The sequence below is a fragment of the Microbacterium mcarthurae genome (assembly GCF_046064585.1).
In the GTDB taxonomy this organism is placed as follows: Bacteria; Actinomycetota; Actinomycetes; order Actinomycetales; family Microbacteriaceae; genus Microbacterium; species Microbacterium mcarthurae.
The window spans coordinates 86,479-108,444 of the sequence record NZ_JAROCE010000002.1 but is presented as its reverse complement, the minus strand read 5'-3'; the positions used below and the strand labels follow the sequence as shown (position 1 = coordinate 108,444).

15 protein-coding genes are annotated in these 21,966 nt (G+C 70.4%); 9 read left to right on the top strand and 6 right to left on the bottom strand.

Going from position 1 to position 21,966, the window contains the following annotated elements:
- Positions 1-124 precede the first annotated feature (124 nt).
- Positions 125-3,964, top strand: a complete 3,840-nt coding sequence (locus P5G46_RS07140; RefSeq protein ID WP_408905333.1) for a glycoside hydrolase — start codon at positions 125-127, stop codon at positions 3,962-3,964.
- Between the two features lie 99 nt (positions 3,965-4,063).
- Here P5G46_RS07140 and P5G46_RS07135 read toward each other — a convergent pair whose 3' ends face one another.
- Positions 4,064-5,530: an alanine/glycine:cation symporter family protein gene (locus P5G46_RS07135; protein ID WP_239276677.1), complete on the bottom strand. Its 1,467-nt coding sequence runs from the start codon at positions 5,528-5,530 to the stop codon at positions 4,064-4,066.
- A gap of 171 nt (positions 5,531-5,701) precedes the next feature.
- Between P5G46_RS07135 and P5G46_RS07130 the strand changes: the two genes are divergently transcribed.
- Positions 5,702-6,742, top strand: coding sequence for an NAD(P)-dependent alcohol dehydrogenase (locus tag P5G46_RS07130; RefSeq protein ID WP_408905332.1), 1,041 nt, complete (start codon positions 5,702-5,704; stop codon positions 6,740-6,742).
- A gap of 769 nt (positions 6,743-7,511) precedes the next feature.
- On the opposite strand, the gene pgm is transcribed toward P5G46_RS07130, so the two are convergent.
- Complete coding sequence (pgm, locus tag P5G46_RS07125) at positions 7,512-9,158, bottom strand: phosphoglucomutase (alpha-D-glucose-1,6-bisphosphate-dependent) (protein ID WP_408905331.1); 1,647 nt, start codon at positions 9,156-9,158, stop codon at positions 7,512-7,514.
- Between the two features lie 202 nt (positions 9,159-9,360).
- Between pgm and pheA the strand changes: the two genes are divergently transcribed.
- Positions 9,361-10,323, top strand: coding sequence for a prephenate dehydratase (gene pheA / locus P5G46_RS07120; protein ID WP_375095182.1), 963 nt, complete (start codon positions 9,361-9,363; stop codon positions 10,321-10,323).
- A 112-nt stretch (positions 10,324-10,435) separates the two neighbouring features.
- Here pheA and P5G46_RS07115 read toward each other — a convergent pair whose 3' ends face one another.
- Positions 10,436-11,497, bottom strand: a complete 1,062-nt coding sequence (locus P5G46_RS07115; protein ID WP_408905330.1) for an LLM class flavin-dependent oxidoreductase — start codon at positions 11,495-11,497, stop codon at positions 10,436-10,438.
- 129 nt (positions 11,498-11,626) lie between these two features.
- On the opposite strand from P5G46_RS07115, the gene P5G46_RS07110 reads away from it, so the two are divergent.
- Together P5G46_RS07110 and P5G46_RS07105 are read left to right on the top strand one after the other, a co-directional pair.
- Positions 11,627-11,872 carry a hypothetical protein gene (locus P5G46_RS07110; RefSeq protein ID WP_408905329.1) on the top strand — a complete coding sequence of 82 codons (246 nt, stop codon included), beginning with the start codon at positions 11,627-11,629 and terminating at the stop codon, positions 11,870-11,872.
- Positions 11,873-11,993: 121 nt separating this feature from the next.
- Positions 11,994-12,422, top strand: coding sequence for an Asp23/Gls24 family envelope stress response protein (locus tag P5G46_RS07105; RefSeq protein ID WP_239276669.1), 429 nt, complete (start codon positions 11,994-11,996; stop codon positions 12,420-12,422).
- Positions 12,423-12,480: 58 nt separating this feature from the next.
- Here P5G46_RS07105 and P5G46_RS07100 read toward each other — a convergent pair whose 3' ends face one another.
- Positions 12,481-13,851, bottom strand: coding sequence for a cryptochrome/photolyase family protein (locus tag P5G46_RS07100; protein ID WP_408905328.1), 1,371 nt, complete (start codon positions 13,849-13,851; stop codon positions 12,481-12,483).
- A 105-nt stretch (positions 13,852-13,956) separates the two neighbouring features.
- Positions 13,957-15,243: a diacylglycerol kinase family protein gene (locus tag P5G46_RS07095; RefSeq protein ID WP_408905327.1), complete on the bottom strand. Its 1,287-nt coding sequence runs from the start codon at positions 15,241-15,243 to the stop codon at positions 13,957-13,959.
- Between the two features lie 117 nt (positions 15,244-15,360).
- On the opposite strand from P5G46_RS07095, the gene serS reads away from it, so the two are divergent.
- The 4 genes from serS (at position 15,361) to P5G46_RS07075 (ending at position 20,479) form a co-directional block, all read left to right on the top strand.
- Positions 15,361-16,629, top strand: coding sequence for a serine--tRNA ligase (serS, locus tag P5G46_RS07090; RefSeq protein ID WP_408905326.1), 1,269 nt, complete (start codon positions 15,361-15,363; stop codon positions 16,627-16,629).
- Positions 16,626-17,525, top strand: a complete 900-nt coding sequence (locus P5G46_RS07085; protein WP_408905325.1) for an HAD family hydrolase — start codon at positions 16,626-16,628, stop codon at positions 17,523-17,525. The genes serS and P5G46_RS07085 overlap by 4 nt, the downstream gene beginning before the upstream one ends.
- A gap of 351 nt (positions 17,526-17,876) precedes the next feature.
- Positions 17,877-18,617: a cohesin domain-containing protein gene (locus tag P5G46_RS07080; protein ID WP_408905324.1), complete on the top strand. Its 741-nt coding sequence runs from the start codon at positions 17,877-17,879 to the stop codon at positions 18,615-18,617.
- 41 nt (positions 18,618-18,658) lie between these two features.
- A complete protein-coding gene (locus tag P5G46_RS07075; RefSeq protein ID WP_408905323.1) occupies positions 18,659-20,479 on the top strand; it encodes an amidase family protein in 1,821 nt (606 codons plus the stop codon).
- 109 nt (positions 20,480-20,588) lie between these two features.
- On the opposite strand, the gene P5G46_RS07070 is transcribed toward P5G46_RS07075, so the two are convergent.
- Complete coding sequence (locus P5G46_RS07070; protein ID WP_408905322.1) at positions 20,589-21,839, bottom strand: DUF2254 domain-containing protein; 1,251 nt, start codon at positions 21,837-21,839, stop codon at positions 20,589-20,591.
- Positions 21,840-21,966: the final 127 nt, after the last annotated feature.

The following is a 21,966-nucleotide window of genomic DNA, read 5'->3' as shown; positions in this document are numbered from 1 at the left end:
GAGCGGTGGTGGGGCGTTGTGCCCGGGCGCGCTCGTCCGCTAGGTTCGATGTTGACGTCAACATGTTGACGTCAACATCTCCCCTCCTCGAGGGCCGCAACGCTGCGGCCGGATCGGAATGACGATGAAGTCAGCTCGACTGCTGTCGATGACGTGCGCTGCCGCCCTGGCAGCCGGCGGGATCGCCGCCACGGCCTCGGTCGCCCCCGCCCCCGCGGAGGCGGCATCCACGGCCACCGTTCGCATCACCCCCAACCCGGCCTCCGCGGCGGAGCCGTTCGAAGGCTGGGGCACGAGCCTGGTCTGGTTCGCCAATGCCACGGGCAACTACCCCGCCGACGTGCGACAGAAGCTTTTCGACGCCGTCTTCGGCGAGGAGGGGCTGAACCTCAACATCGCGCGCTACAACATCGGCGGGGGCAACGCCTCCGACGTGCCGCCCTACCTGCGGCCCGGCGGCGCGGTCCCCGGGTTCTGGAACCCCGACCTCCCGGCGACCGACACGCAGGGCGAGATCACCTCGAACTACGCCGACCGCGCGCGGTACAAGGCCGCGTGGAACCCCGACGACCCCGCCCACTACGACTTCGACGCCGACTCCGCGCAGCGGTGGTGGCTTGACGCCCTGAAGGACAAGGTCACCCACTGGGAGGCGTTCAGCAATTCCCCGCCGTACTTCCTCACGCAGAGCGGATACGTCTCGGGCGGCATCAACAACGCCACGAGCGAGCAGCTCGCTCCCGCCGACATGGAGAAGTTCGCCGGGTACCTCGTCACGGTCGTGGATGAGCTCGAGAAAGAGCACGGCATCCAATTCGACACGATCGACCCGTTCAACGAGCCGAACACGAACTACTGGTCCACCCAGATCCCGAACGGGGCGACGTGGCCGACCGGTGGGCGCCAGGAGGGCGCGCACATCGGGCCACAGGCGCAGGATGCCATGGTCAAGGCCCTCGCGAGCCGTCTCGCGCAGCCGGGCACGACGACGGATGCCGTCATCTCGGCGATGGACGAGACGAACCCGGGCATCTTCGCCACGAACTGGAACACCTGGTCGGCGCAGTCCAAAGACCTCGTCGACCAGCTCAACGTGCACACCTACGGCACCGGCGGGCGACAGGTCGTCCGCGATATCGCCAAGGCCGCCGGCAAGCCGCTGTGGATGAGCGAGGTCGAGGGCAACTGGACGGATCAGAGCCGCGGCTTCGTCACCAACGACATCGAGAACGGTCTGGGCATGGCGCAGCACATCGTCGGCGACCTGCGCGAGCTCGAACCCGAGGCGTGGGTGTTCTGGCAGCCCGTGGAAGACCTCTACAACATGGAGAAGGTCGAGAAGCTGAACTGGGGCAGCGTCTTCATCGACTTCGACTGCAACGCCGAAGGGAACTCGCTCCGCCGCATCGCCGACGGAGACGCCGACCCGTCGTGCCAGGTGCTGACGAACGAGAAGTTCAACACGGTGCGCAACTTCACGCACTACATCCAGCCCGGCGATCGGCTGATGGCGACCGACAACGCGCAATCGACCGCTGCGCTCGAGGCCGACGGTGAGGGGGCGACCATCGTCCATGTCAACTCCGAAGCCGCCGATCGGACGATCGAGATCGACCTCCGCGATTTCGGAACCGTCGCCCCGGACGCCACCGTCACCCCGATCGTCACGACGGAGTCGACCGCGGAGCAGCCGTCCGTCAACGCGCTCCGGGAGGGCGCGAAGGTCGCTGTGAACGCGGCATCCCGGACCGCCGTCGTCACCGTGCCGGCGAAGTCCGTCACGACGTTCGTGATCGACGGCGTCTCGGGCGTCTCCGACGACGCCGCCGCGTTCCGCGACGGCGACACGGTACAGCTCACGGGCCTGCAGAGCGGCTTGGCGCTGGATGCCAGCGCGGACCTCACGATCGCCGCCCCCGCCACGACGGTCGACGCCGCACGGGCGCAGACCTGGACCGTGCGCAGCATCGACGGCGAGGGCACAAACCGCCACCGCTTCACCCTGCAGAACGGTGAGGGTGCGTTCCTCGGCACGCTCGAGGGCGGCACGAGACTGGTGAACGCCGACCCGGCCACGGCAGCGGCGGATCCCGCACTGCAGTGGATGGCGTCCACCACCGACGGCACGTACTTCTCGGTGCTCAACGTCGCGGCCGAGCGCGTGCTCGACGTCAACGGCGCCAGTACGACACCGGGCGCGTCGGTGGGGCTGTGGACCTCGAACGGCGGGGGCAACCAGCAGTGGCGGGTGGCGAGCGCCCGCATCGTGGGGACCGAGCCCGTCTCGGCGGCGACGGCCGTCGGCGTCGTTCCCACGCTGCCCGGCGACGTCACGGTGCGCTACGCCGGACGCGTGCTGCGCGACGCCGCGGTGACGTGGCAGGTCGACGGGTTCGATTGGTCGCAGCCCGGGACCGTCCAGGTGCGTGGCACCGGCACCGATCTCTTCGGCACCGCGTTCGAGGCCACGGCGACGGTCGAGATCGGGGCGTACACGGCCACTCGGCCCGCCTCGGTGACCGTGCCCGCCGGCAGTGCGGTCGACACGGTGAAGGGGCTGGCCAGCGACAGCGTGCGAGCCGAGCTGAGCCCCTCGGGCGCGGACTTCCGCATTCCCGTCGAGTGGGTCTGGGACGGTGTGACCGACGCCGCCTTCGCGCAGCCGGGTACCGTGACGGTCGCGGGTGTCGCCACCGGGCCGAGCGGGGAGCGTCTGGACGCGGAGCTGACGGTCATCGTCACCGCGGCCTCGGAGCGCAACGTCGCTCCCGAGAGCACGCCGTCAGCGACCTTCACCGAAAGTGCGCAGTACAGCGTCACCAACACCATCAACGGCAGCTCGACCGACAAGGGCTGGTCGAACTGGAGGTCGGGGAGCAAGAACGCCCAGGACACCCTGACGTACGACCTCGCCCAGCGCGAGACCGTGACCGGTGTGTCGGTGCAGTTCTACCGTGACGGCGGCAGCCTCAGCTGGCCCGAGTCGATGCGGGTGGATCACCGCGTCGAAGGCGGCGAGTGGATCGAAGGTGACGTGGTCAGCGTGCCCGCGCCCGCGACCGGGGCACCCCTAGTCGAGGTGCCGGTGGGCGCCGCGGCCGACGAGGTGCGTGTGGTCCTGAACGCCCGGTCGCAGACGCACATGATCGTGTCGGAGGTCGAGATCTTCGCTGCTTCGCCCGCGCCGGCCGGAATCGCCGACCTCGCGCGCCTGAGCGTGGGCGACGTCCCGATCGAGGACTTCGCTTCCGACGTCCTCGACTACACGGTCCCCTCGACGGGGTCCGCGTGGCCGACGCTCTACGCCCTCGCCGTCGACGAGGCTGCGAGCGTCGTGGTGACCCAGCCGGCCGAAGCCGAAGGCATCGGATCGGTGCGTGTCACCGCGCCCGACGGGACCGAGCGCACCTACACGGTGACCATCGCCCGCACGGTCGGGATCGACACGCCGGTGATCACCGGCGAGGCCCGCGTGGGGTCGACCGTGCGCGCGACCGTCGCCACGGATCCGGACGACGCCGCGCTGGCCTACGTCTGGCTGCGCGACGGAGCCCCGATCCCCGGGGCGACCACGGATGCCTATGCGCTCGCCGCCGAAGACGAGGGGCGCCGAATCGCCGTCGAAGTGACCGCCGAGGCGGACGGCTTCACCGCGAGCGCCGCGCGCTCCGGCGAGATCGTTCCCGTCGCGGCATCCGTCGACCCGGGCGATGGCACCGGAACCGGTGGCAGCGGTGGCTCGAGCGGTGGCTCGGGAGACGGTGCCGGGACCGGCGGAGGATCCTCGGCCGGCGCGGGTCCGGGATCCGGTTCCTCGAGCGGGGCGACCGGAGCGAAGTCGGGCGGTCTCGCCGTGACCGGTCTGAACGCCGGCGGCGTCGCGGCCACGTCCATCGGCGCGGTGCTCCTGATCCTCGCCGGAGGGGGGCTGGTGCTCCTGCGTCGGCGCCGTTCGCAGGCCTGAGTTCCGATCACGGGGCCGCTTCGGTCGCCTTCGGGCGATCGGGGCGGCCCCGTCGTTCGCGCTGCCGAGGGCTGGGGCGGCTGTCGAGGCCGCGGGCGGTCAGCGTCGCCGCGACGTCGGCAGATCGATCGGACCCGTGACTGCCAGCTCGTTCTCCCACACCTCGACGCCGCGAAGCCCGGGGAGCCGGGCCTGCGTGAAGACCGGGTCCAGGCCCTCCCGCCGCTGCTGCGTGTAGTCCTTCAGCAGCTTGAAGGCGACGCCCGAGAGCAGCGCGATGGCGACCAGGTTGACGATGGCCATGAAGCCCATCGCCCCGTCGGCGAAGTTCCAGACGACGTCCGCCGAGACGAGCGCCCCGACGAAGACGGCCGCGATGGCGAACAGTCGGTAGCCCAGCAGCACGGACGGGTTCGAGGTGATGAACTCGATGTTGGTCTGGCCGTAGTAGTAGTTGCCGAGGATCGAGCTGAATGCCAGCAGGAAGATGATCACGACCAGGAGGACGTTGGACCAGCTGCCGAGCGCGTCGACCACGGCCCCCTGCGTCAGCCCGATGCCGCGTTCGGCGCCCGCGAGATCGGGAACCGAGACGAGGATGAGGAACGCGGTGATCGAGCACACCAGGAACGTGTCGAAGTAGACGCCCAGGGTCTGCACGAGGCCCTGCTTCACGGGGTGGGTCACCGCCGCGCTGGCGCCGGCGTTGGGGGCCGAGCCGAGCCCCGCCTCGTTCGAGAACATGCCCCGCTTGACGCCCGTGAGGATGATGTAGCCGAGGGCGGCGCCGACGACCTCGTTCGGCCCGAACGCCGAGGTGAAGATCAATGCCACGACGCCGGGCAGCCGATCGAGGTGGATGACGACGATCACGAGACCCAGGAGCAGGTACAGCAGCGCCATGACGGGCACGAGCGTCTGCGTGACCGAGGCGATGCGTCGGACGCCGCCGAAGACGACGAGCCCCATGAGGACCGCGAGCGACGCTCCGATGACCACCGGGAGCCACCCCGCGGCATCGCCGCCGAAGCTTCCGGAGATGGTCGCCTGGATGGTGTTCGCCTGCAGGGAGCTGAAGGCGATGGGGAAGCAGACGATCAGGATCACGGCGAACAGCACGCCCATCCAGCGCGCACCGAGCCCGCGCTGCATGTAGTACGCGGGGCCGCCCAGGAAGCCGTCCTTGTCGCGCGTCTTGTAGAGCTGGGCCAGCGTCGACTCGATGAAGGCGGAGGCGCCACCCACGAACGCCATCAGCCACATCCAGAAGATCGCACCGGGGCCGCCGATCGCGATGGCCGTGCCGACCCCCGCGATGTTGCCGACGCCGACCCGGGAGGCCGCCGAGATCGTGAACGCCTGGAAGGAGGAGATCGACTGCGGCTCTCCGGTGTCGGTGCGCGGAGTCCGATCCCGCAACGTGCGGAACATCTCGGGAATCAGCCGGAACTGCACGACACCGGAGCGCACCGTGAAGTACACGCCGAGGACGACGACGATCGGAAGGACGATCCACGTCCACAGGTTGTCGCCCCAGGTCAGCAGCCAGGCGTTCACAGCATCCATCCGGACAGTCTGGTTGCCGCGGCCGTCATCCGCCACTTCGCCGACGGTCGCGCAACCGCCGCGCGACGCGTTCGCCGAGCCCGGCGGCATCCCTGTTGACCGATCTCGCCCCTCGAGCGGCGAACCAGGGAAGGATGGAGAGGTTCGACATTCCCTCCGGTGAGGAGCCTCATGCACGTCAACGCCTACGCGGCGTCATCCGCGACATCCCCCCTTGAACCGACCACGATCGAGCGGCGGCCGGTCGGTCCCGCCGACGTCCTGATCGACATCGCCTACGCCGGCATCTGCCACTCCGACATCCACACCATCCGCGGCGAGTGGGGCGAGGTGCCCTACCCGCTGACCGTCGGCCACGAGATCGTCGGAACGGTCGCCGAGGTCGGCGCTGACGTGACGAAGTACTCCGTCGGCGACCGTGTCGGCGTCGGCTGCATGGTCAACTCGTGCCGCGAGTGCGAGAACTGCCGCGCCGGCGAGGAGCAGTACTGCCTCAACGGCAACATCGGCACGTACGGCGCCGTCGACCGCGACGGCACCGTCACCCAGGGCGGCTACTCGCAGAAGATCGTCGTCGACCAGGACTTCGTGCTGCGCGTGCCGGAGTCCATCCCCTACGAGAAGGCCGCGCCCCTGCTGTGCGCCGGCATCACGACGTACTCGCCGCTGAACCACTGGAACGCCGGTCCCGGAAAGAAGGTCGCCGTCGTCGGCCTGGGCGGTCTCGGTCACATGGCGGTCAAGATCGCGCATGCCATGGGCGCCGAGGTCACGGTGCTGTCGCAGACGCTCAGCAAGAAGGACGACGGCCTCGCGATGGGCGCCGACCACTACTACGCGACCAAGGACGACGAGACCTTCACGACGCTGAAGAACCACTTCGACCTGATCGTCAACACCGTCAGCGCGCCGCTCGAGCTGAAGAAGTACCTGGGGCTGCTCACCCTGAACGGCACGATGGTCAACGTCGGCGCTCCGCCGGAGCCGCTGCCGATCCAGGTCTTCACGCTGTTCACCAACCGCCGCTCCTTCGCGGGGTCGTCGATCGGCGGCATCCGCGAGACCCAGGAGATGCTCGACTTCTGCGCCGAGAAGGGCATCGCGCCCGAGGTCGAGGTCATCTCGGCCGAGCAGATCAACGAGGCGTACGAGCGCGTGCTGAAGAGCGACGTGCGCTACCGCTTCGTGATCGACGCCGCGACCCTCGCCTGATCCCGGATGCCACGGCCCCGGCGTTCCACGGAGCGTCGGGGCCGCGGCATCCGCGCCACGGGGGCAGCGGGGTCGCGGCATCCCGACGCCCCGATTCACGCATAAACGCGATCTGCGTGCGTAAACGCGCTGTCACCGTGTTTCTGCGCGTGGATCGCGTTTATGCCTGCCGTGCCCATCGCCGAATGTGCGCCGGATCCGCGCTGCCCGGGGCCGGCGGGGCTGCGGCGGGGCTGCGGCGGGCCGGCGGCGCCGCGGCGGGCCGGGCCGCGGCATCCCGACGCCCCGGCTCACGCATAAACGCGATCTGCGTGCGTAAACGCGCTGTCCCCATGTTTCTGCGCGCGGATCGCGTTTATGCGTGCCGTGCCCATCGCGCGACATGTGCCGGATGCCGCACCGCCCGGGGCCGGCGTTCCACGGAGCTCCGGGCCGCCCGGGGCCGGCGGGCCGCGGCATCCGTACCGCCCGGGGCTGGCCATCCGCACCGCCCGACACGCATAAACGCGATCTGCGTGCGTAAACGCGCTGTCACCGTGTTTCTGCGCGCGGATGGCGTTTATGCGTGCCGTGCCCGTCGCGCGACATGCGCCGGATGCGCGTCGCCCGCGGCAGGCGGGGCCGCGGAGCGTCGGGGCCGTGGCATCCCGACGCCCCGACTCGCGTTTCTGCCTGCCGTGCCCCTCGCCGATGCGCGCGGATCGCGTTCATGCGTGCCGCGAAGAAGCGGCGCCGCTCCCGGGGGAACGGCGCCGCTTCACGGGATGCGTCAGGCCTGGCCGAGGGCGGCGGAGACGACCGCGCGGGCCTCCTCCTGCACGGCGCGCAGGTGCTCCTCGCCGCGGAGCGACTCGGCGTACAGCTTGTACACGTCCTCGGTGCCCGAGGGGCGAGCGGCGAACCACGCCGACTCGGTCTGCACCTTGAGGCCGCCGATCGCGGCGCCGTTGCCGGGCGCGTGCGAGAGCTTCGCGGTGATCGGCTCACCCGCCAGCTCGGTGGCGGTGACCGCCTCCGGCGACAGCTTCGACAGTGCCGACTTCTGCGCCGGCGAGGCGGGGGCGTCGACGCGCTGATAGGCCGACGCGCCGAACTCGGCCTCGAGCTCGGCGTACCGCTGCGACGGCGTCTTGCCGGTCACGGCCAGGATCTCGGCGGCGAGCAGGCACAGCAGGATGCCGTCCTTGTCGGTGGTCCAGACGGTGCCGTCCTTGCGGAGGAACGACGCTCCCGCCGACTCCTCCCCGCCGAACGCGACCGAGCCGTCGAGCAGGCCCGGCACGAACCACTTGAACCCGACCGGTACCTCCAGCAGCGTCTTCCCGAGAGCGGATGCCACGCGGTCGATGATCATCGACGAGACCAGGGTCTTGCCGACCGCGGCATCCGTCGGCCATCCCTCGCGGTGCGAGAAGAGGTAGTCGATCGCGACCGCGAGGTAGTGGTTGGGGTTCATCAGGCCCGCGTCGGGGGTGACGATGCCGTGCCGGTCGGCGTCGGCGTCGTTGCCGGTGAGGATGTCGTAGTCGGCGCGGGCGGCGACGAGCGAGGCCATGGCCGACGGCGACGAGGGATCCATGCGGATCTTCTCGTCCCAGTCGAGCGTCATGAACTTCCACGTCGGGTCGACCTCGGGGTTCACGACGGTGAGGTCGAGGTCGTAGACCTCGGCGATGAGCGCCCAGTACTCCACCGACGCCCCGCCGAGGGGGTCGGCGCCGATGCGGACGCCGGCGTTGCGGATCGCGTCGACGTCGATGATGGATGCCAGATCCCGCACGTACGCGTCACGGAAGTCGTACTGGCCGAGGCTGTCGAGGTCGATGTCGGCGTGGCGGGTGCGCTGCATGCCCGTGAGTCCCGCGGCGATGAGCTCGTTCGCACGGTCGGCGATCCAGCCGGTGGCGTCGGTGTCGGCGGGGCCGCCGTGCGGCGGGTTGTACTTGAAGCCACCGTCGCGGGGCGGGTTGTGGGAGGGCGTGACGACGATGCCGTCGGCGCGGCCCGGGTCATCGATCGAGCGGCCGCGGTTGTAGGTGAGGATCGCGTGGCTGAGCGCCGGGGTGGGCACCCACGAGTCGCGGGAGTCGACGCGCACGTCGACGCCGTTCGCGACGAGCACCTCGATGGCGCTGCGCTCCGCCGGCAGCGACAGGCCGTGCGTGTCGCGCCCGAGGAAGAGCGGTCCGGTGATGCCCTGCGACGCGCGATAGTCGACGATCGCTTGGGTGGTGGCGAGGATGTGGTCCTCGTTGAAGCTCGTGCTCAGCGACGAACCGCGGTGGCCGCTCGTGCCGAACGCGACGCGCTGCTCGGGCACCGCGGCATCCGGTTTGCGGTCGTAGTAGGCGGCGATCAGTTCGTCGATGTCGATGAGATCGGATGCCTCGGCGGGCTGTCCTGCGCGACTGCTCATGCCCACAGTCTGCCCGGTGCGGAGCCCCGGCGCACACGCGCCGGCCCATTCGCGGCGCAGAACATCCCAAGAATGTGCCCAGACCCGGTTCGGGGTAGCCGGCGGTGGGCCGCGGGTTCCTCGCGGCCCCGGTCGGGGCGGGCCGTGGACGGGGGCGATCCCGAGGCTTCCGCGGCGCCACCCCCGGTCTAGGCTGTACGCCGTGCTGCCCGACACCGACACCCCGCCCGCCCGCCGTACCTACAGCTACCTGGGCCCGGCGGGGACGTTCACCGAGGCGGCCCTGGCGCAGGTACCCGAGGCGCGGGACCAGATCTGGCGACCCGTGCGCAACGTCGGAGAAGCGCTCGCCGACGTCGTCGAAGGACGCTCGGATGCCGCGATGATCGCAATCGAGAACTCGGTGGACGGCGGCGTCTCGACGGCGCAGGACGCTCTGGCCACCGTGCCCGGCCTGCGGATCGTCGGCGAATACCTCGTACCGGTCAACTTCGTGCTGGTCGGGCGTCCCGGGATGACGCTCGCCGACGTCTCGCTCGTCGCCGCGCACCCCGTCGCCTACGGCCAGTGCCTCGGATGGCTCCGCGATCACGTTCCGGCCCACGCTCACCTGCCCGCGGCGAGCAATGTCGCCAGCGCGCTGGGCGTCCTCGACGGGTCGAGCGGGGCGGATGCCGCGATCGCCGCGCCCGGGATCGTCGCGCACCACGAGCTCGAGGTCCTCGCGGAGGAGATCGGCGACAACCCGAACGCGGTGACGCGGTTCGTGCTCGTCAGCCGCACGGTGGCCCCCGCGCCCCCCACCGGCGCCGACAAGACCTCGCTCATCGTGGAGCTGCCCGAGGACCACCCCGGTGCGCTTCTCGAACTCCTCGAGCAGTTCGCCACGCGGGGGATCAACCTGAGCCTGTTGGCATCCCGCCCCATCGGCGATGCGCTCGGTCGCTACCGCTTCGTGATCGACGCGGACGGGCACGTGCACGACGAGCGCATGGCCGACGCTCTGCTCGGCCTCCGTCGCTTCAGCCCGAAGGTGATCTTCCTCGGCTCCTACGCGCGCGCCGACCGCGCGATCGTGCGCTACCCGCAGCGGTACTCCGACGACGTCTTCGTCGAGGCTCGGGATTGGCTGCGGGGTCTGCTCAGCGGCGAGCCGGAGTCCTAGCGAGACCCCCGGCCGGGATCCTGCGCGGCCCGCCCGAGGAAGCGGCGCTCTGACACGCCGTGCGCTGACCCGGTGGCGAGAGACGCCTGGCGGCGCCGTGGGGCCGCCCGTCTCAGGCGGCGGTGACGGCGGACGGGGACGCCACGAGCTCGAGCGTCTGCGTCCGAGCCTCAGAGGTCTCCAGCGACTCGCCGTCGTACGCCCCGGCGACGGGAGACAGCATGATCTCGTCGACACCGTGTCGGGCTGCGAACGCCGCGAGCTGCGACCGCACGTCGTCGCCCGTTCCGACGAACCACTTCTGACGGGTGGATGCCATGATCGACTCGGCCATCGCGTCGAACGGATCGGCCTTCGCCTGCTCGACCGTCTCGAGCGGAACGAGCGGACGGTTCGTGCGCAGCCGCGCCATCATGCGCAGCTGCGGGAGAGCACGCTCCTCGGCCTCCTCGGCGGTAGGGGCGGCGACGACGTTGGCCGTGACGAAGGTGCGGGGCCCCTCACCCGACTCGTTCGGCTGGAACTGGTCGCGGTAGAGGCGCAGGGCGCGGTCGAGCCCTTCGCCGGCGAAGTGGTTCGCGAAGACATACGGCAGGCCGAAGCTCGCCGCGAGCTGCGCGGAGTAGTCGCTCGACCCCAGCAGCCACACCTGTGGCATCCCGGATGCCAGGGGTGTCGCCTTCACCTGGTACTCGGTGCCGGAGGTGAAGCGCACCGTGGCGCCCTCGGGGGAGGTCAGCGCGAGGATGTCGGTGACGTGGTCGGGGAAGCGTGAGACATCGCTCGTCGTGCCCGAGCGGTGCAGCAGCTGCGTGATGACGGGGTCGCTACCGGGAGCGCGACCGATGCCGAGGTCGATACGGCCCGGGGCGAGGGCCTCGAGCGCGGCGAACTGCTCGGCCACGATGAGCGGGGAGTGGTTGGGCAGCATGACTCCGCCCGACCCCACCCGGATGCGCGACGTGCGGGCGGCCGCCGCGGCGATCAGCACGGGCGGCGCCGTCGACGCGACCGCGGGCATGTTGTGATGCTCGGCGAACCAGTAACGGCGATACCCGAGCCGGTCGGCGCGCTCCACCAGATCGAGAGACGCGGCCACGGCCTGTGCGCTGCTCTGGCCCGAGCGCACGGGGACGAGGTCCAGGACGGAGAGGGAGGGGATCGCGTCGGTCACTCTGGAGTCAACCCTTCCGCGATGCCGGGTATTCCGATCGTGCACCCACCGCAACCCCCTCACGGCCCTTTCCCGCACGGCCCTACCGTCACGCCCATGAGTGGGGCACAGACCATGGTTCGAACCCAGATGGCCGTCAACGACGCCGTCTTCGCGCTGGCCCAGGGCCAGGACCTCGAAGATTTGAGGAGGAGGATCGAAACCGCCGTGGATCTCGGCGGGCGGTTCGTCTCGTTCATCGCCGTCGGCAACCGGCAGGTGAGCATTCTTTTCTCCCCCGGCACAAAAGTGGCGCTCTCGGTCGAGACCGTCATGTACGACGAGCGTGACGACGGCAACCTGGATGTGCCGTTCGGGGGATTCTTCGACGAGTGAGGGCCGCCCGGCGACGCTCAGGAATCTCTCAGTCGAAGACGCGTGACGAACCGCCGGCCCGGCACGTCTCCACTGTGACTTCGCGGAACATCCGGTTCCGCAGATCACGGAAGGAAGCGCAATGGCTCAGAACACCACCGCCACCACCACCCCCGTCACGCCCACGAAGGACGGCGGCTCGACCGTCATCGTGGATGCCGTGGTCGCCAAGGTCGCCGGGATCGCCGCGGCCGAGGTTCCCGGCGTGCACGCCCTCGGCGGCGGCGCGGCGCGCGTGATCGGAAACATCCGACAGGCCGTGGGCTCCAAGGACTACGCGCAGGGCGTCTCCGTCGAGGTGGGCGAGACCGAGGTCGCCGCCGACATCGCGATCCAGGTCGACTACCCGGAGCAGCTGCAGCGCGTGGCCTCGAACGTTCGCGCCGCCGTGCACCAGGCCATCACCGAGCTCGTGGGCATGAAGGTCGCCGAGATCAACGTCACCGTCGTCGACGTCTTCATCCCCGGGGACGACGACGAGGACGACGCGGCGGACTCCCGCGTCAACTGACGAATCCCGTGACAAGGGGCGCCGCCTTCGGGTGGCGCCCCTTTCCGAGTGCGGGTGATCAGCCGCCGTGCCGCACCCGGTCGTACGCGTCGAGGGCGCGCTGTCGTGTCTGCTTCAGGTCGACCATGGGCTCGGGGGCTCCGCCGTCGAGATGCTCGGGCGCCCATCGCCGGATGTACTCGTCGTGCGGGTCGAACTTCTCGCGCTGAGTCTCCGGGTTGAACACGCGGAAGTACGGCGCGGCATCCGCCCCGGACCCCGCGACCCACTGCCAGTTGAACGGGTTGCTGGCGGCATCCGCGTCGACCAGGCAGTCCCAGAACCACTGTTCACCGAGGCGCCAGTCGATCAGCAGATTCTTGGTGAGGAAGGATGCCGTGACCATGCGCACCCGGTTGTGCATGACCCCGGTGTGCCACAGCTGCTTCATCCCGGCATCCACGACCGCGATCCCGGTCTCGCCGCGCTGCCATTTCTCCAGGTGCGCGCGGTTCAGCCGAGGCCAGGGGAAGTCGTCGTACTGGCGGCGCCAGTTTACGGTCGCGAGATCGGGGGAGTGGAAAAGCACGTGCCACGCGAACTCGCGCCAGATGATCTCGGACAGGAAGCCGGTCGCCGACTCGGCGTGCTTCCCCGACCCGCGGTGCTCGAGCGTCGCGTGCCAGATCTGGTAGGGGCTGATCTCTCCCCACCGCAGTCGCGGCGACAGGTTCGATGTCGCTCCGCCGGCGAACGCGTCGCGCGAGAAGGCGTAGTCGCCGAGGTCGTCGTCGAGGAACTCGCGGAGCCGCGCGAGCGCTGCGGGCTCGCCGGGCTCCCACGTCTCCCGGAGACCACCCGCCCAGTCCGGTGTGGTGGGCAGAAGCGCCCACGCGTCCAGGTCGTCGGAGTCCGGCCTGCTCGACGGCCCCGGGATCTTCCGCGCCTCCGGGAGCGGCGCGCGCGGCGCGGGCATCTTCTCCACCGCCCGGCGGAACGGCGAGTACACGCCGTAGGGCTTGTCAGCGCCGGTGCGGACGGTCCACGGCTCGAACAGCAGGTTCGCCGCGAACGACGCGACCGTGACGTCGTCGTCGCGCAGTCTCTCCTTGATGCCCCGGTCGATCTCGCGCTCGGCCCCGCCGTAGCGGCGGTTCCAGAACACCGCACCCGCTCCGGTCTCGTCGACCACCGCGGGGAGCACGTCGGACGCGCGCCCTCGTCGCAGCATCAGGGTGGAACCCCGGTCGCCGAGGCGTTCGGCGAGGGATGCCAGCGAGTGGTGCAACCACCACTTCGCCGCCCCGCCGAGGGGACGCACCCCGTCGGACTCGTCGTCGAGGACGTACAGCCCGATGATCGGTTCGCCCCGATCGAGGGCCGCCCGCAGTGCCGGGTGATCGGTGAGCCGCAGGTCGTCGCGGAACCACACAAGAGACGGTGAACCCATCCCCCGACGCTATCCAGCCACCCCCGCCCCCCGCCGGGCTTGACACGCCCCGTCCCGCCCCGCCGCGCCGCGCGCGCCGCCGCCCGGCGGGCGGGCGTGCGGCGGTTACAGCGTGGACGTGTCGTGGCCGGCGGGAAGGGCCACTGCCAGGCCGCCCTCGATGATGCGGGTGTAGATGCGCGTCGCCTCACCGAACTCGTCGCCGTCGAGCTCGATCGGCTGGGCGGGCGCGGTGGCCAGCTCGATGCCGGTGCCGCGCAGGTAGCGCACCGACGAGTCGCGACGGCGTTCGAGCACCCTGCGCCCGGCGCGGAACCGACGCAGCACCGAGTTGTCCCACCAGATCTTGCGCCACACGCCGAGCCAGCCCAGCGGACCCGCGGGCTGGATGACGGCGACGTCGAGGACGCCGTCGGCGATCGAGGCATCCGGGATCAGCGCCACGCCGCCGGGGAGAGCGCCGCAGTTGGCGAAAAGGACGCTCTGCACCTTCGCGGAGTGCAGACGGTGGCCGTCGAGCTGGTACATGACGCGGAACGGCTTGGCGTTCACGAGCGACCGCGCGGCGCCGTCGACGTACGCGACCCACCCCACCGACTTCTTCAGCTCGGGGCGGGTGTTCTGGATCATCGCGGCATCCAGGCCCATGCCCGCCATCACGACGAACCCGTGCTCCTCGACCGTGCCGTCGGCGCGACGGATGCGGGCGATGCCCGTGTCGGTGGGGTGCACCTTGCCCTCGAAGGTCGCGCGGATCATCGTGTCGGCGTCGTCGAGCGGCAGGTTCAGGTTGCGCGCGAGGAGATTGCCCGTGCCGCTGGGCACGATCGTGAGCGGGATGCCGGTGGAGGTCAGCGCCTCGGCCACGGCGCGGACGGTGCCGTCGCCACCGGCCACGAGCACGGCATCCACTTCTTCTTCGAGGGCGGCGCGGGTTGCGTCGTCACCGAGGTCGTCGACGGTGGTCTCGTAGAACAGCGGCTCGGCCCAGTCAGCCTCGGCGGCGAGCTCGCTGACCCGGGGGCGCAGCACCTCGGGGGCCACCTTCGTGGGGTTGTAGATGAGCGCTGCGCGCTTCTTCGTCGTCGGCTCGGCGTCCATGGGCGCGTCGTCGCCGTCGGGCGAGACGCGCTTGGCCTCTCCGGACTCGGCCTCGGAGGAGTCGGGCTCGACGTCCTCCGGCTCGCGGATGACGTCGTCGGGTTCGGCCGCGCTCTTGGGGTCGGGGTTGTCCGAGACGGTGTCGCCGTCGTCCTCGCCCTTCAGGCTCGCGTCATGGAAGTCTTCTTCCGATCCCTCGGAGGCCGCCTTGTCCTGCGCGGCCTCTCCCGAGACGGCGGAGTCCTGCTGGGGGGCGTCCGCGTCGTCACGCGGTTCTTCGGGGTCGGCCATGGCATCCACCATAGGACCGGAACCGCCCGCGAACCCGGTCGATCGGGCGGGGTTGACGCGTGGGCCCTCCAGCGGCACGGCGCCGGATGCCGCGGGGCGCGACCGTAGGATGGACGCGTGATCGACCTGACTCTGCTGCGTGAAGATCCCGAGCTGGTGAAGCGCTCCCAGATCGCCCGCGGGGAGTCGCCCGACTCCGTCGACGCCGCGATCGACGCCGACCGGGAGCGCCGCAAGCGCATCACCGAGTTCGAGGAGCTCCGCGCGGCGCAGAACGCGCACGGCAAGAAGGTCGCGCAGGCCCCGAAGGAGGACAAGCCCGCGCTCGTGGCCGAGGCCAAAGAGCTCAGCGAGAAGGTCAAGGCCGCACAGCATGCGGTGACCGCCGCCGAGGAAGCAGCGGAAGAGGCCCTCGCGAAGATCGAGAACATCGTGCTCGAGGGCGTTCCCGCCGGCGGCGAGGAGGACTTCCTCACGCTCCGCACCCACGGCGACGTGCCGACATTCGACTTCGAGCCGCTCGACCACCTCGCCCTGGGCGAGAAGCTCGGCGCCATCGACATGGAGCGCGGCACCAAGGTCTCGGGCAGTCGCTTCTACTTCCTCACCGGCATCGGGGCCCGCCTCGAGCTCGCGCTCATGACGCTCGCGCTCGACCGGGCGCTCCAGGCCGGGTTCACACCGATGATCCCGCCGACGCTCGTGCGGCCCGAGGTCATGCGCGGGACCGGCTTCCTCGGCCAGCACGCCGACGAGGTCTACCACCTCGACGAGGAAGACCTGTACCTCGTCGGTACGAGCGAGGTGCCCCTCGCCGGCTACCACATGGACGAGATCCTCGACCTCGGGCGCGGCGCCAAGCGGTACGCCGGGTGGTCGACGTGCTACCGCAGCGAGGCCGGCTCGTACGGCAAGGACACCCGCGGCATCATCCGCGTCCACCAGTTCAACAAGCTCGAGATGTTCGTCTACACCGACCCCGCGGATGCCGAGGCCGAGCACGACCGTCTCGTCGCGATGCAGGAGGGCATGCTGCAGGACCTCGGCCTGTCCTACCGCGTGATCGACGTCGCCGCGGGCGACCTCGGCTCCAGCGCCGCGCGGAAGTTCGACATCGAGGCCTGGGTGCCGACCCAGGGCGCGTACCGCGAGCTCACGAGCACCTCGAACTGCACCACGTATCAGGCGCGCCGCCTCGACACGCGGTTCCGACCGGCCGACGGCGGCAAGACGCAGCCGGTCGCGACGCTCAACGGCACGCTCGCGACCACCCGGTGGATCGTCGCCCTGCTCGAGACGCACCAGCGCGCCGACGGATCGGTGACGGTGCCCGAGGTGCTCCGCCCGTACCTCGGCGGACTCGAGGTCATGGAGCCCATCGCGTGACCGACGAGGCCGCCCTGCCGCGGATCGGTGACGTCGACGCGTCACCTCAGCACGAGGCGGCCGACGTCGTCGCCGAGCTCGCCGAGGATGCCCCGGTCGGGCGCATGCTCATCGCCCTCGACATCGACGGCACCGTGCTGCTCGAGGACGACTCGTTCAGCCCCGGGGTCGTGGATGCCGTGCGCGCCGCGCAGGACGCGGGGCACGAGGTCATGCTCGCCACCGGTCGCAGTTGGGACAGCACCCGCACGGTCATGGAGCGCCTCGGTATCCATCCCGAATACGCGGTCTGCTCAAACGGCGCCATCGTGATGCGGCGCGTGGGCGGACCGGATGCCACCGACTACGAGCGCGCCCACGTCGAGACGTTCGATCCGACGGAGGTGCTGACGCTCCTGGGCGAGCATCTGGCCGACGCGCACTTCCTCGTCGAACTGCCGGACGGTCAGCGCCTGTTCACCGACTACCTGGACGACTGGAACCTGCAGGGCGGCAACAAGGTCTCGTTCGCCGAACTGTCGGATCAGCCCGTGTGCCGCGTGGTCGTCGTCGCGCCCGAGAAGACCGACCAGGACTTCCTCCAGCTCGTGGAGCGCATCGGCCTCAGCCAAGTGTCGTACGCGATCGGCTGGACGGCGTGGCTCGACATCGCCCCGCAGGGGGTGAACAAGTCCACCGCGCTCGAGCTCGTGCGCGCGTGGCTCGACATCGCCCCCGAGAACGTGCTCGTCATGGGCGACGGTCGCAACGACATCGAGATGATGCAGTGGGCGGTGTCGCACGGCGGGCGCGCGATCGCGATGCAGCAGGGCCCGCCCGAGGTGCACGAGGCCGCCGGCGAGGTGGGCCTGTCGGTCACCGAGGGCGGCGTCGCCGCGGTGCTGCGCGCGCTTTAGGTCCCGCCCACCCACCGGGCACGGCTTCCCCGCCTGTCAGCGCCGATCGTGTGCTTTTGCGGGGCGTGGGCGCGTGGCTGGGCAGACTCGCACCGTCTTCGTGAGCATGCCGGCCTCCGGTAAAGGACGTCTCGACGCATGCACCCGCTCCGGTTCGGTCGAGACGCGCGTCCCAGCGGCCGTCTGACACCGTTGTCCCCGCGTGTCGTCGCCGCCGACACGCTCCGGAAACGCCGCGTAACTTGTCTGACATGCTGACCTGCCATGGTCGGGGCACCCCAGCGATCCCGAGCCGAAGACCCGTGCGGCTTGCGGTCGCGCTCGCCCTATGCCGAGGAGCTCGAATCGCGCATGTCTGCACACGTCCCCGCTTCACCCCCGAAAGCGGCTCGCCGCCTGAGGGTCGCACTGATCGCGGCCCTGGCCCTCTTCGGGCCGCTCGCGGCCGCACCCGCGGCGCACGCCGCTCCGCCCGCCGCGACGTTCACGTTGGAAGTGACTCCCACCGATGCGACGGAGGGGGACACCCTCATCGCCACCGTCATCGGCACGGGCGTCAGCGATGTCTACGCGTTCGACCTGGTGTTCGCCGTGACCGAGGGCGTGCTCGCGTCGGCGAGTGAGACGCCGGCCGGGCCGGCCGGTGGGTTCACCTCGGCGGTGGACGGCCCCGGCACGATCACCGTGTCGCACACCCGACTGGGAACCTCACCGGGGTTGTCCGGTGAGGTCGTTCTGGCGACGGTGCCGTTGCGCGCGACGGGCTCCGGCGCTGCGCGTGTCGAGCTGACGTCGGTGCGCCTGGTCTCATCGACGAGCGAAACCGTGACTCAGACCGCTGTGGCGTCTGAAACCGTCGACATCGTCGCCCTCCCCACACCGACGCCGACGCCCACGCCGTCCGCGACGCCCACGGCATCGGCCACCGCCTCGCCGTCCGCGTCGAGCGCGCCCGCCGCGAGCGGTCCGGACGACCTCGCGACCACCGGTGTCGACGCCACCCCATTGCTCATCTCGGGTGCCGCCGGCGTCGCCCTCATCGCCGCGGGTGCCGTCTTCGTCGCTCGCCGCCGACAGGGGGTGCGCGAATGATCTCGCTCGTCCCGTCTGCCACGACTCGTGAAGGAACGCTCATGACCCCGCTGTCTCGCCGTGCACTGGCCATCGCCGCGACCGTCGGCGTGGTCGCCGCCGGGGCGTTCGTCGCTCCGGCTGCTGTGGCCGCTCCGGCCCCCGCGCCGACGGCGGCTCCCTTCCTAGCGCCGTACTACACCGAGCTCGACGTGACGAGCGACTCCCAGGTCACCACCGCTGACCTCGAGGTGCTCGCCGGTGAGATCGGTGAGACCTCCGGCGGCGCCAGCTGGGCCGAGGTCGCGCATCTCGACCTCGACGATGACGCCGCGATCACGGCATCCGATCTGGCCCTGCTCTCGGAGCGGATCATCTACGACGACGGCCCCTTCGAAATCGTCGAGGCCGACACGGTGGGGATGCAGGCCGCGATGAACGCGGGTGTGCTGACCTCGGTTCAGCTCACGCAGCAGTATCTCGACCGCATCGCCGCGTACGACAAGGTCGTGCGGCAGGAAGGCGGCCGTGCGCTGAACTCGATCATCACGACGAGCGACGTGGCTCTGAAGGCCGCACAAGCGGCCGACGCGATCCGCGCCGAAAAGGGCATGACGAGCATGCTTCTCGGCATCCCGGTGGCGCTGAAGGACAACTACAACACCGTCGACATGCCGACCACGGCCGGTTGCGGCTGCTGGAACGAGAACCAGACGACGACGGATGCCACCATGGTGAAGGGTCTGCGCGCCGACGGCGCTGTCATCGTCGCCAAGGCCAGCATGGACGAGTTCGCCATCAACCTCTCGTCGCAGTGGTCGGCGTTCCAGCCCGCCGGTACCGCCCTGACCGTGTCGAGCCCGTACGACACGACGAAGAGTTCGGGCGGATCCAGCGGGGGCACGGGTGCTGCAATCGCGGCCAACCTCGCCGGCATCGGTTTCGGAACCGACACCGGTGGCTCGATTCGGATCCCCTCGACCTACAACCAGCTCGTGGGTGTCCGCCCGACCGTGGGTCTGGCCAGCCGCGACGGCATCGTGCCGCTCGCGCTGTCGCAGGACACCGGGGGGCCCATGGCTCGGTCGGTCCTCGACGCGGCGGTTGCCCTCGACGCCGTCGTGGGCGAAGACGCGGGCGACCCGGTCACAGCGCGTTCGGCAGGGAAGATCCCCGAGACCTACACGGCGTTCCTCGACGCGGACTCGCTGAAGGGGAAGAAGATCGGGTACATCTCGTCGATGGTCGGGACGAACCCCATCACCCAGCGGCTCTTCGCCGAGGCGCGCGAGACGTTCGAGGCGCAGGGCGCCACACTCGTCGAGGTTGCTGCGCCGGACGGATTCGCGGCGATCGTCGGTGAGGGCAGCGGAAGCGGACCCGAGTTCCGCCACGACCTCCAGGACTACATCGCGAAGTACCTCAACCCGGCGGTGACCACGAACAGCCTGCTGGCGATCTCGCAGTCCCCGAACATCGTGCCGGGCCGCGCGACCAACCCGTACGGCACGCGCGCCGCTGTGACCGAGGAGGCATATCAGGCCTGGGCGGGTCCGCAGGGTTCGCACACGCTCCAGTTGGCGAAGGGGAAGGAGATCATGACTGCTCTCCTGAACGACCAGGGTCTGGACGCCCTCGTATATCCGACGGCCAACCCGTACGGCACGATCGGCACCAACATGCGCCTGAGCCCGAACACCGGTCTGCCTGCGGTCACCGTCCCGATGGGGCAGGGAACCATCGATGAAGGTTCGACCGGGGGCGTAAACCTGGAGTTCCTCGGTCGAGACTTCGCGGAGGGGTCGCTTCTCGGCCTGGCGTACGGCTTCGAGCAGGCGTCCCACGCCCGCACCACGCCGGCAGCCTACGGTCCACTCGGCTGATCGTGACGCGGCGGCGGCTCCGGACTCACGGGTTCGGAGCCGCCGCTGTCTGCGTGTGGGCGGGAGGGCTCGTCTCGCGCTGCACCGTCGCCGCGGTGCTGCGCGCGCTCTAGATTCCCGCCCACGCTTCCCGGATCGCCGCCTTCAGCGTGCTCGTGTCCGTCCGGTCGAGGTCGCGCCGACTGCGCTCGAACGCCGCGCGGGCGGCATCCCGGAAGACCTCCGCGTGCCGGGGAGCGGATGCCGCGAGCGAGGCGAGGCACTTCTGCAAGCGCACCTGCACCTCGATGTGCGGCGCCCCGTCGCGGGCGAGCGGACGGAAGGCGTCGGCCGCGAGGTCGCGCAGCTCGGCAGGCGCGATGAAGACGCGCGCGTAGCGCACCTCGGTGTCGGGTTCGATGGCGATCGCGCGTGTCAGCACGCGCTGCAGTGCCGCGATCACCTCGATCGCGGTGCCGGGGTCGTTCGTCGACGGAGACAGCGCGCGGCTGCCGATCTCGGTCAGCGCGATGACGCCGAAGCGGGGGTCCTGCTCGAAGGTGCGGTGATTCTCGATCCGGAAGGCGGCGCGTACCGCGGTGGTGAGGTCGTCGTCGACCGCCCCCGAGACGCGGGCGAGCGGGATGCGCGCGTCGGCGACCCGGCCGGGTGTGGCCTCGACGTAGATGCGCACGTCGCGGTCCTCTGCCACCCGGTTGAGCGCGGCGACGTCGAGGTAGGTGACGTAGCCGACCCGGTCGGCGTGCACGGCTCGGGCTCCCACGGGCACGGCGCGCAAGACCTGCGCGCCGAGCGCGGGCGAGGTGGCGTGGATCTCGAGAGCCGCGCTCGCCGCTTTCTCGACGCGGTCGATCACGTCGGCCATCCGTCCGAAAGTCGACAGGTGCGAGATCCACCGCAGCAGCGTGACCACGACGATGGCGATCACGACGAGCGTCCCGACGAACAGGATCGTCCGCCCCTGCTCGGTGTAGTACGGGGTGGACAGCGCCACGATGCCCACGAGCGAGTAGGTGAACGCTCCGACGAAGGTGGACACCGCGTTCTGCGAGGTGGTGTCGGTAATCAGCAGGGGAGTGGACCGCGGTGTCGCGGTCGTGGTGGCGGACGAGAACGCGGTGACCATCGCCGTCACGGAGAACGTGCTCACGGTGAGCATCGCCGTGGCGATGATCTGCAGGAGCGAGCCGACGGCGTTCTGGCCGAGGTCGATCGTGACGCTGAACGGCAGGAGCGGCCCGACGAATCCGGCTACCAGGGCGACGGCGATCCCGATGAGCGTGAACAGCGCTGCCCGCACCCACACCTTCTTGCCGAGCCGGAGGAAGAAGGATGCCACGGACCCGCGGTGCGTCGTCATCCCCCGACGCTAGCCGTCCCGCCGCGCGTGGGCGCACGGTTGCGAACGGCTCCCGTCTCGGAGAAGCGCCCGCAGGTCCCGCTGCGGTATCGGCCCGCCGGGAGCGCGGTCGGCTCCGACGCCGGAG

Bases quoted from the DNA above. Each gene is read 5' to 3' on its own strand.
- P5G46_RS07075 (WP_408905323.1), top strand. From the start codon at position 18,659: ATGACCCCGCTGTCTCGCCGTGCACTGGCCATCGCCGCGACCGTCGGC.
- P5G46_RS07140 (WP_408905333.1), top strand. From the start codon at position 125: ATGAAGTCAGCTCGACTGCTGTCGATGACGTGCGCTGCCGCCCTGGCA.
- pgm (WP_408905331.1), bottom strand. From the start codon at position 9,158: ATGAGCAGTCGCGCAGGACAGCCCGCCGAGGCATCCGATCTCATCGAC.
- P5G46_RS07100 (WP_408905328.1), bottom strand. From the start codon at position 13,851: ATGGGTTCACCGTCTCTTGTGTGGTTCCGCGACGACCTGCGGCTCACC.
- P5G46_RS07105 (WP_239276669.1), top strand. From the start codon at position 11,994: ATGGCTCAGAACACCACCGCCACCACCACCCCCGTCACGCCCACGAAG.
- P5G46_RS07110 (WP_408905329.1), top strand. From the start codon at position 11,627: ATGGCCGTCAACGACGCCGTCTTCGCGCTGGCCCAGGGCCAGGACCTC.
- P5G46_RS07080 (WP_408905324.1), top strand. From the start codon at position 17,877: ATGTCTGCACACGTCCCCGCTTCACCCCCGAAAGCGGCTCGCCGCCTG.
- P5G46_RS07070 (WP_408905322.1), bottom strand. From the start codon at position 21,839: ATGACGACGCACCGCGGGTCCGTGGCATCCTTCTTCCTCCGGCTCGGC.
- P5G46_RS07095 (WP_408905327.1), bottom strand. From the start codon at position 15,243: ATGGCCGACCCCGAAGAACCGCGTGACGACGCGGACGCCCCCCAGCAG.
- P5G46_RS07135 (WP_239276677.1), bottom strand. From the start codon at position 5,530: ATGGATGCTGTGAACGCCTGGCTGCTGACCTGGGGCGACAACCTGTGG.
- P5G46_RS07130 (WP_408905332.1), top strand. From the start codon at position 5,702: ATGCACGTCAACGCCTACGCGGCGTCATCCGCGACATCCCCCCTTGAA.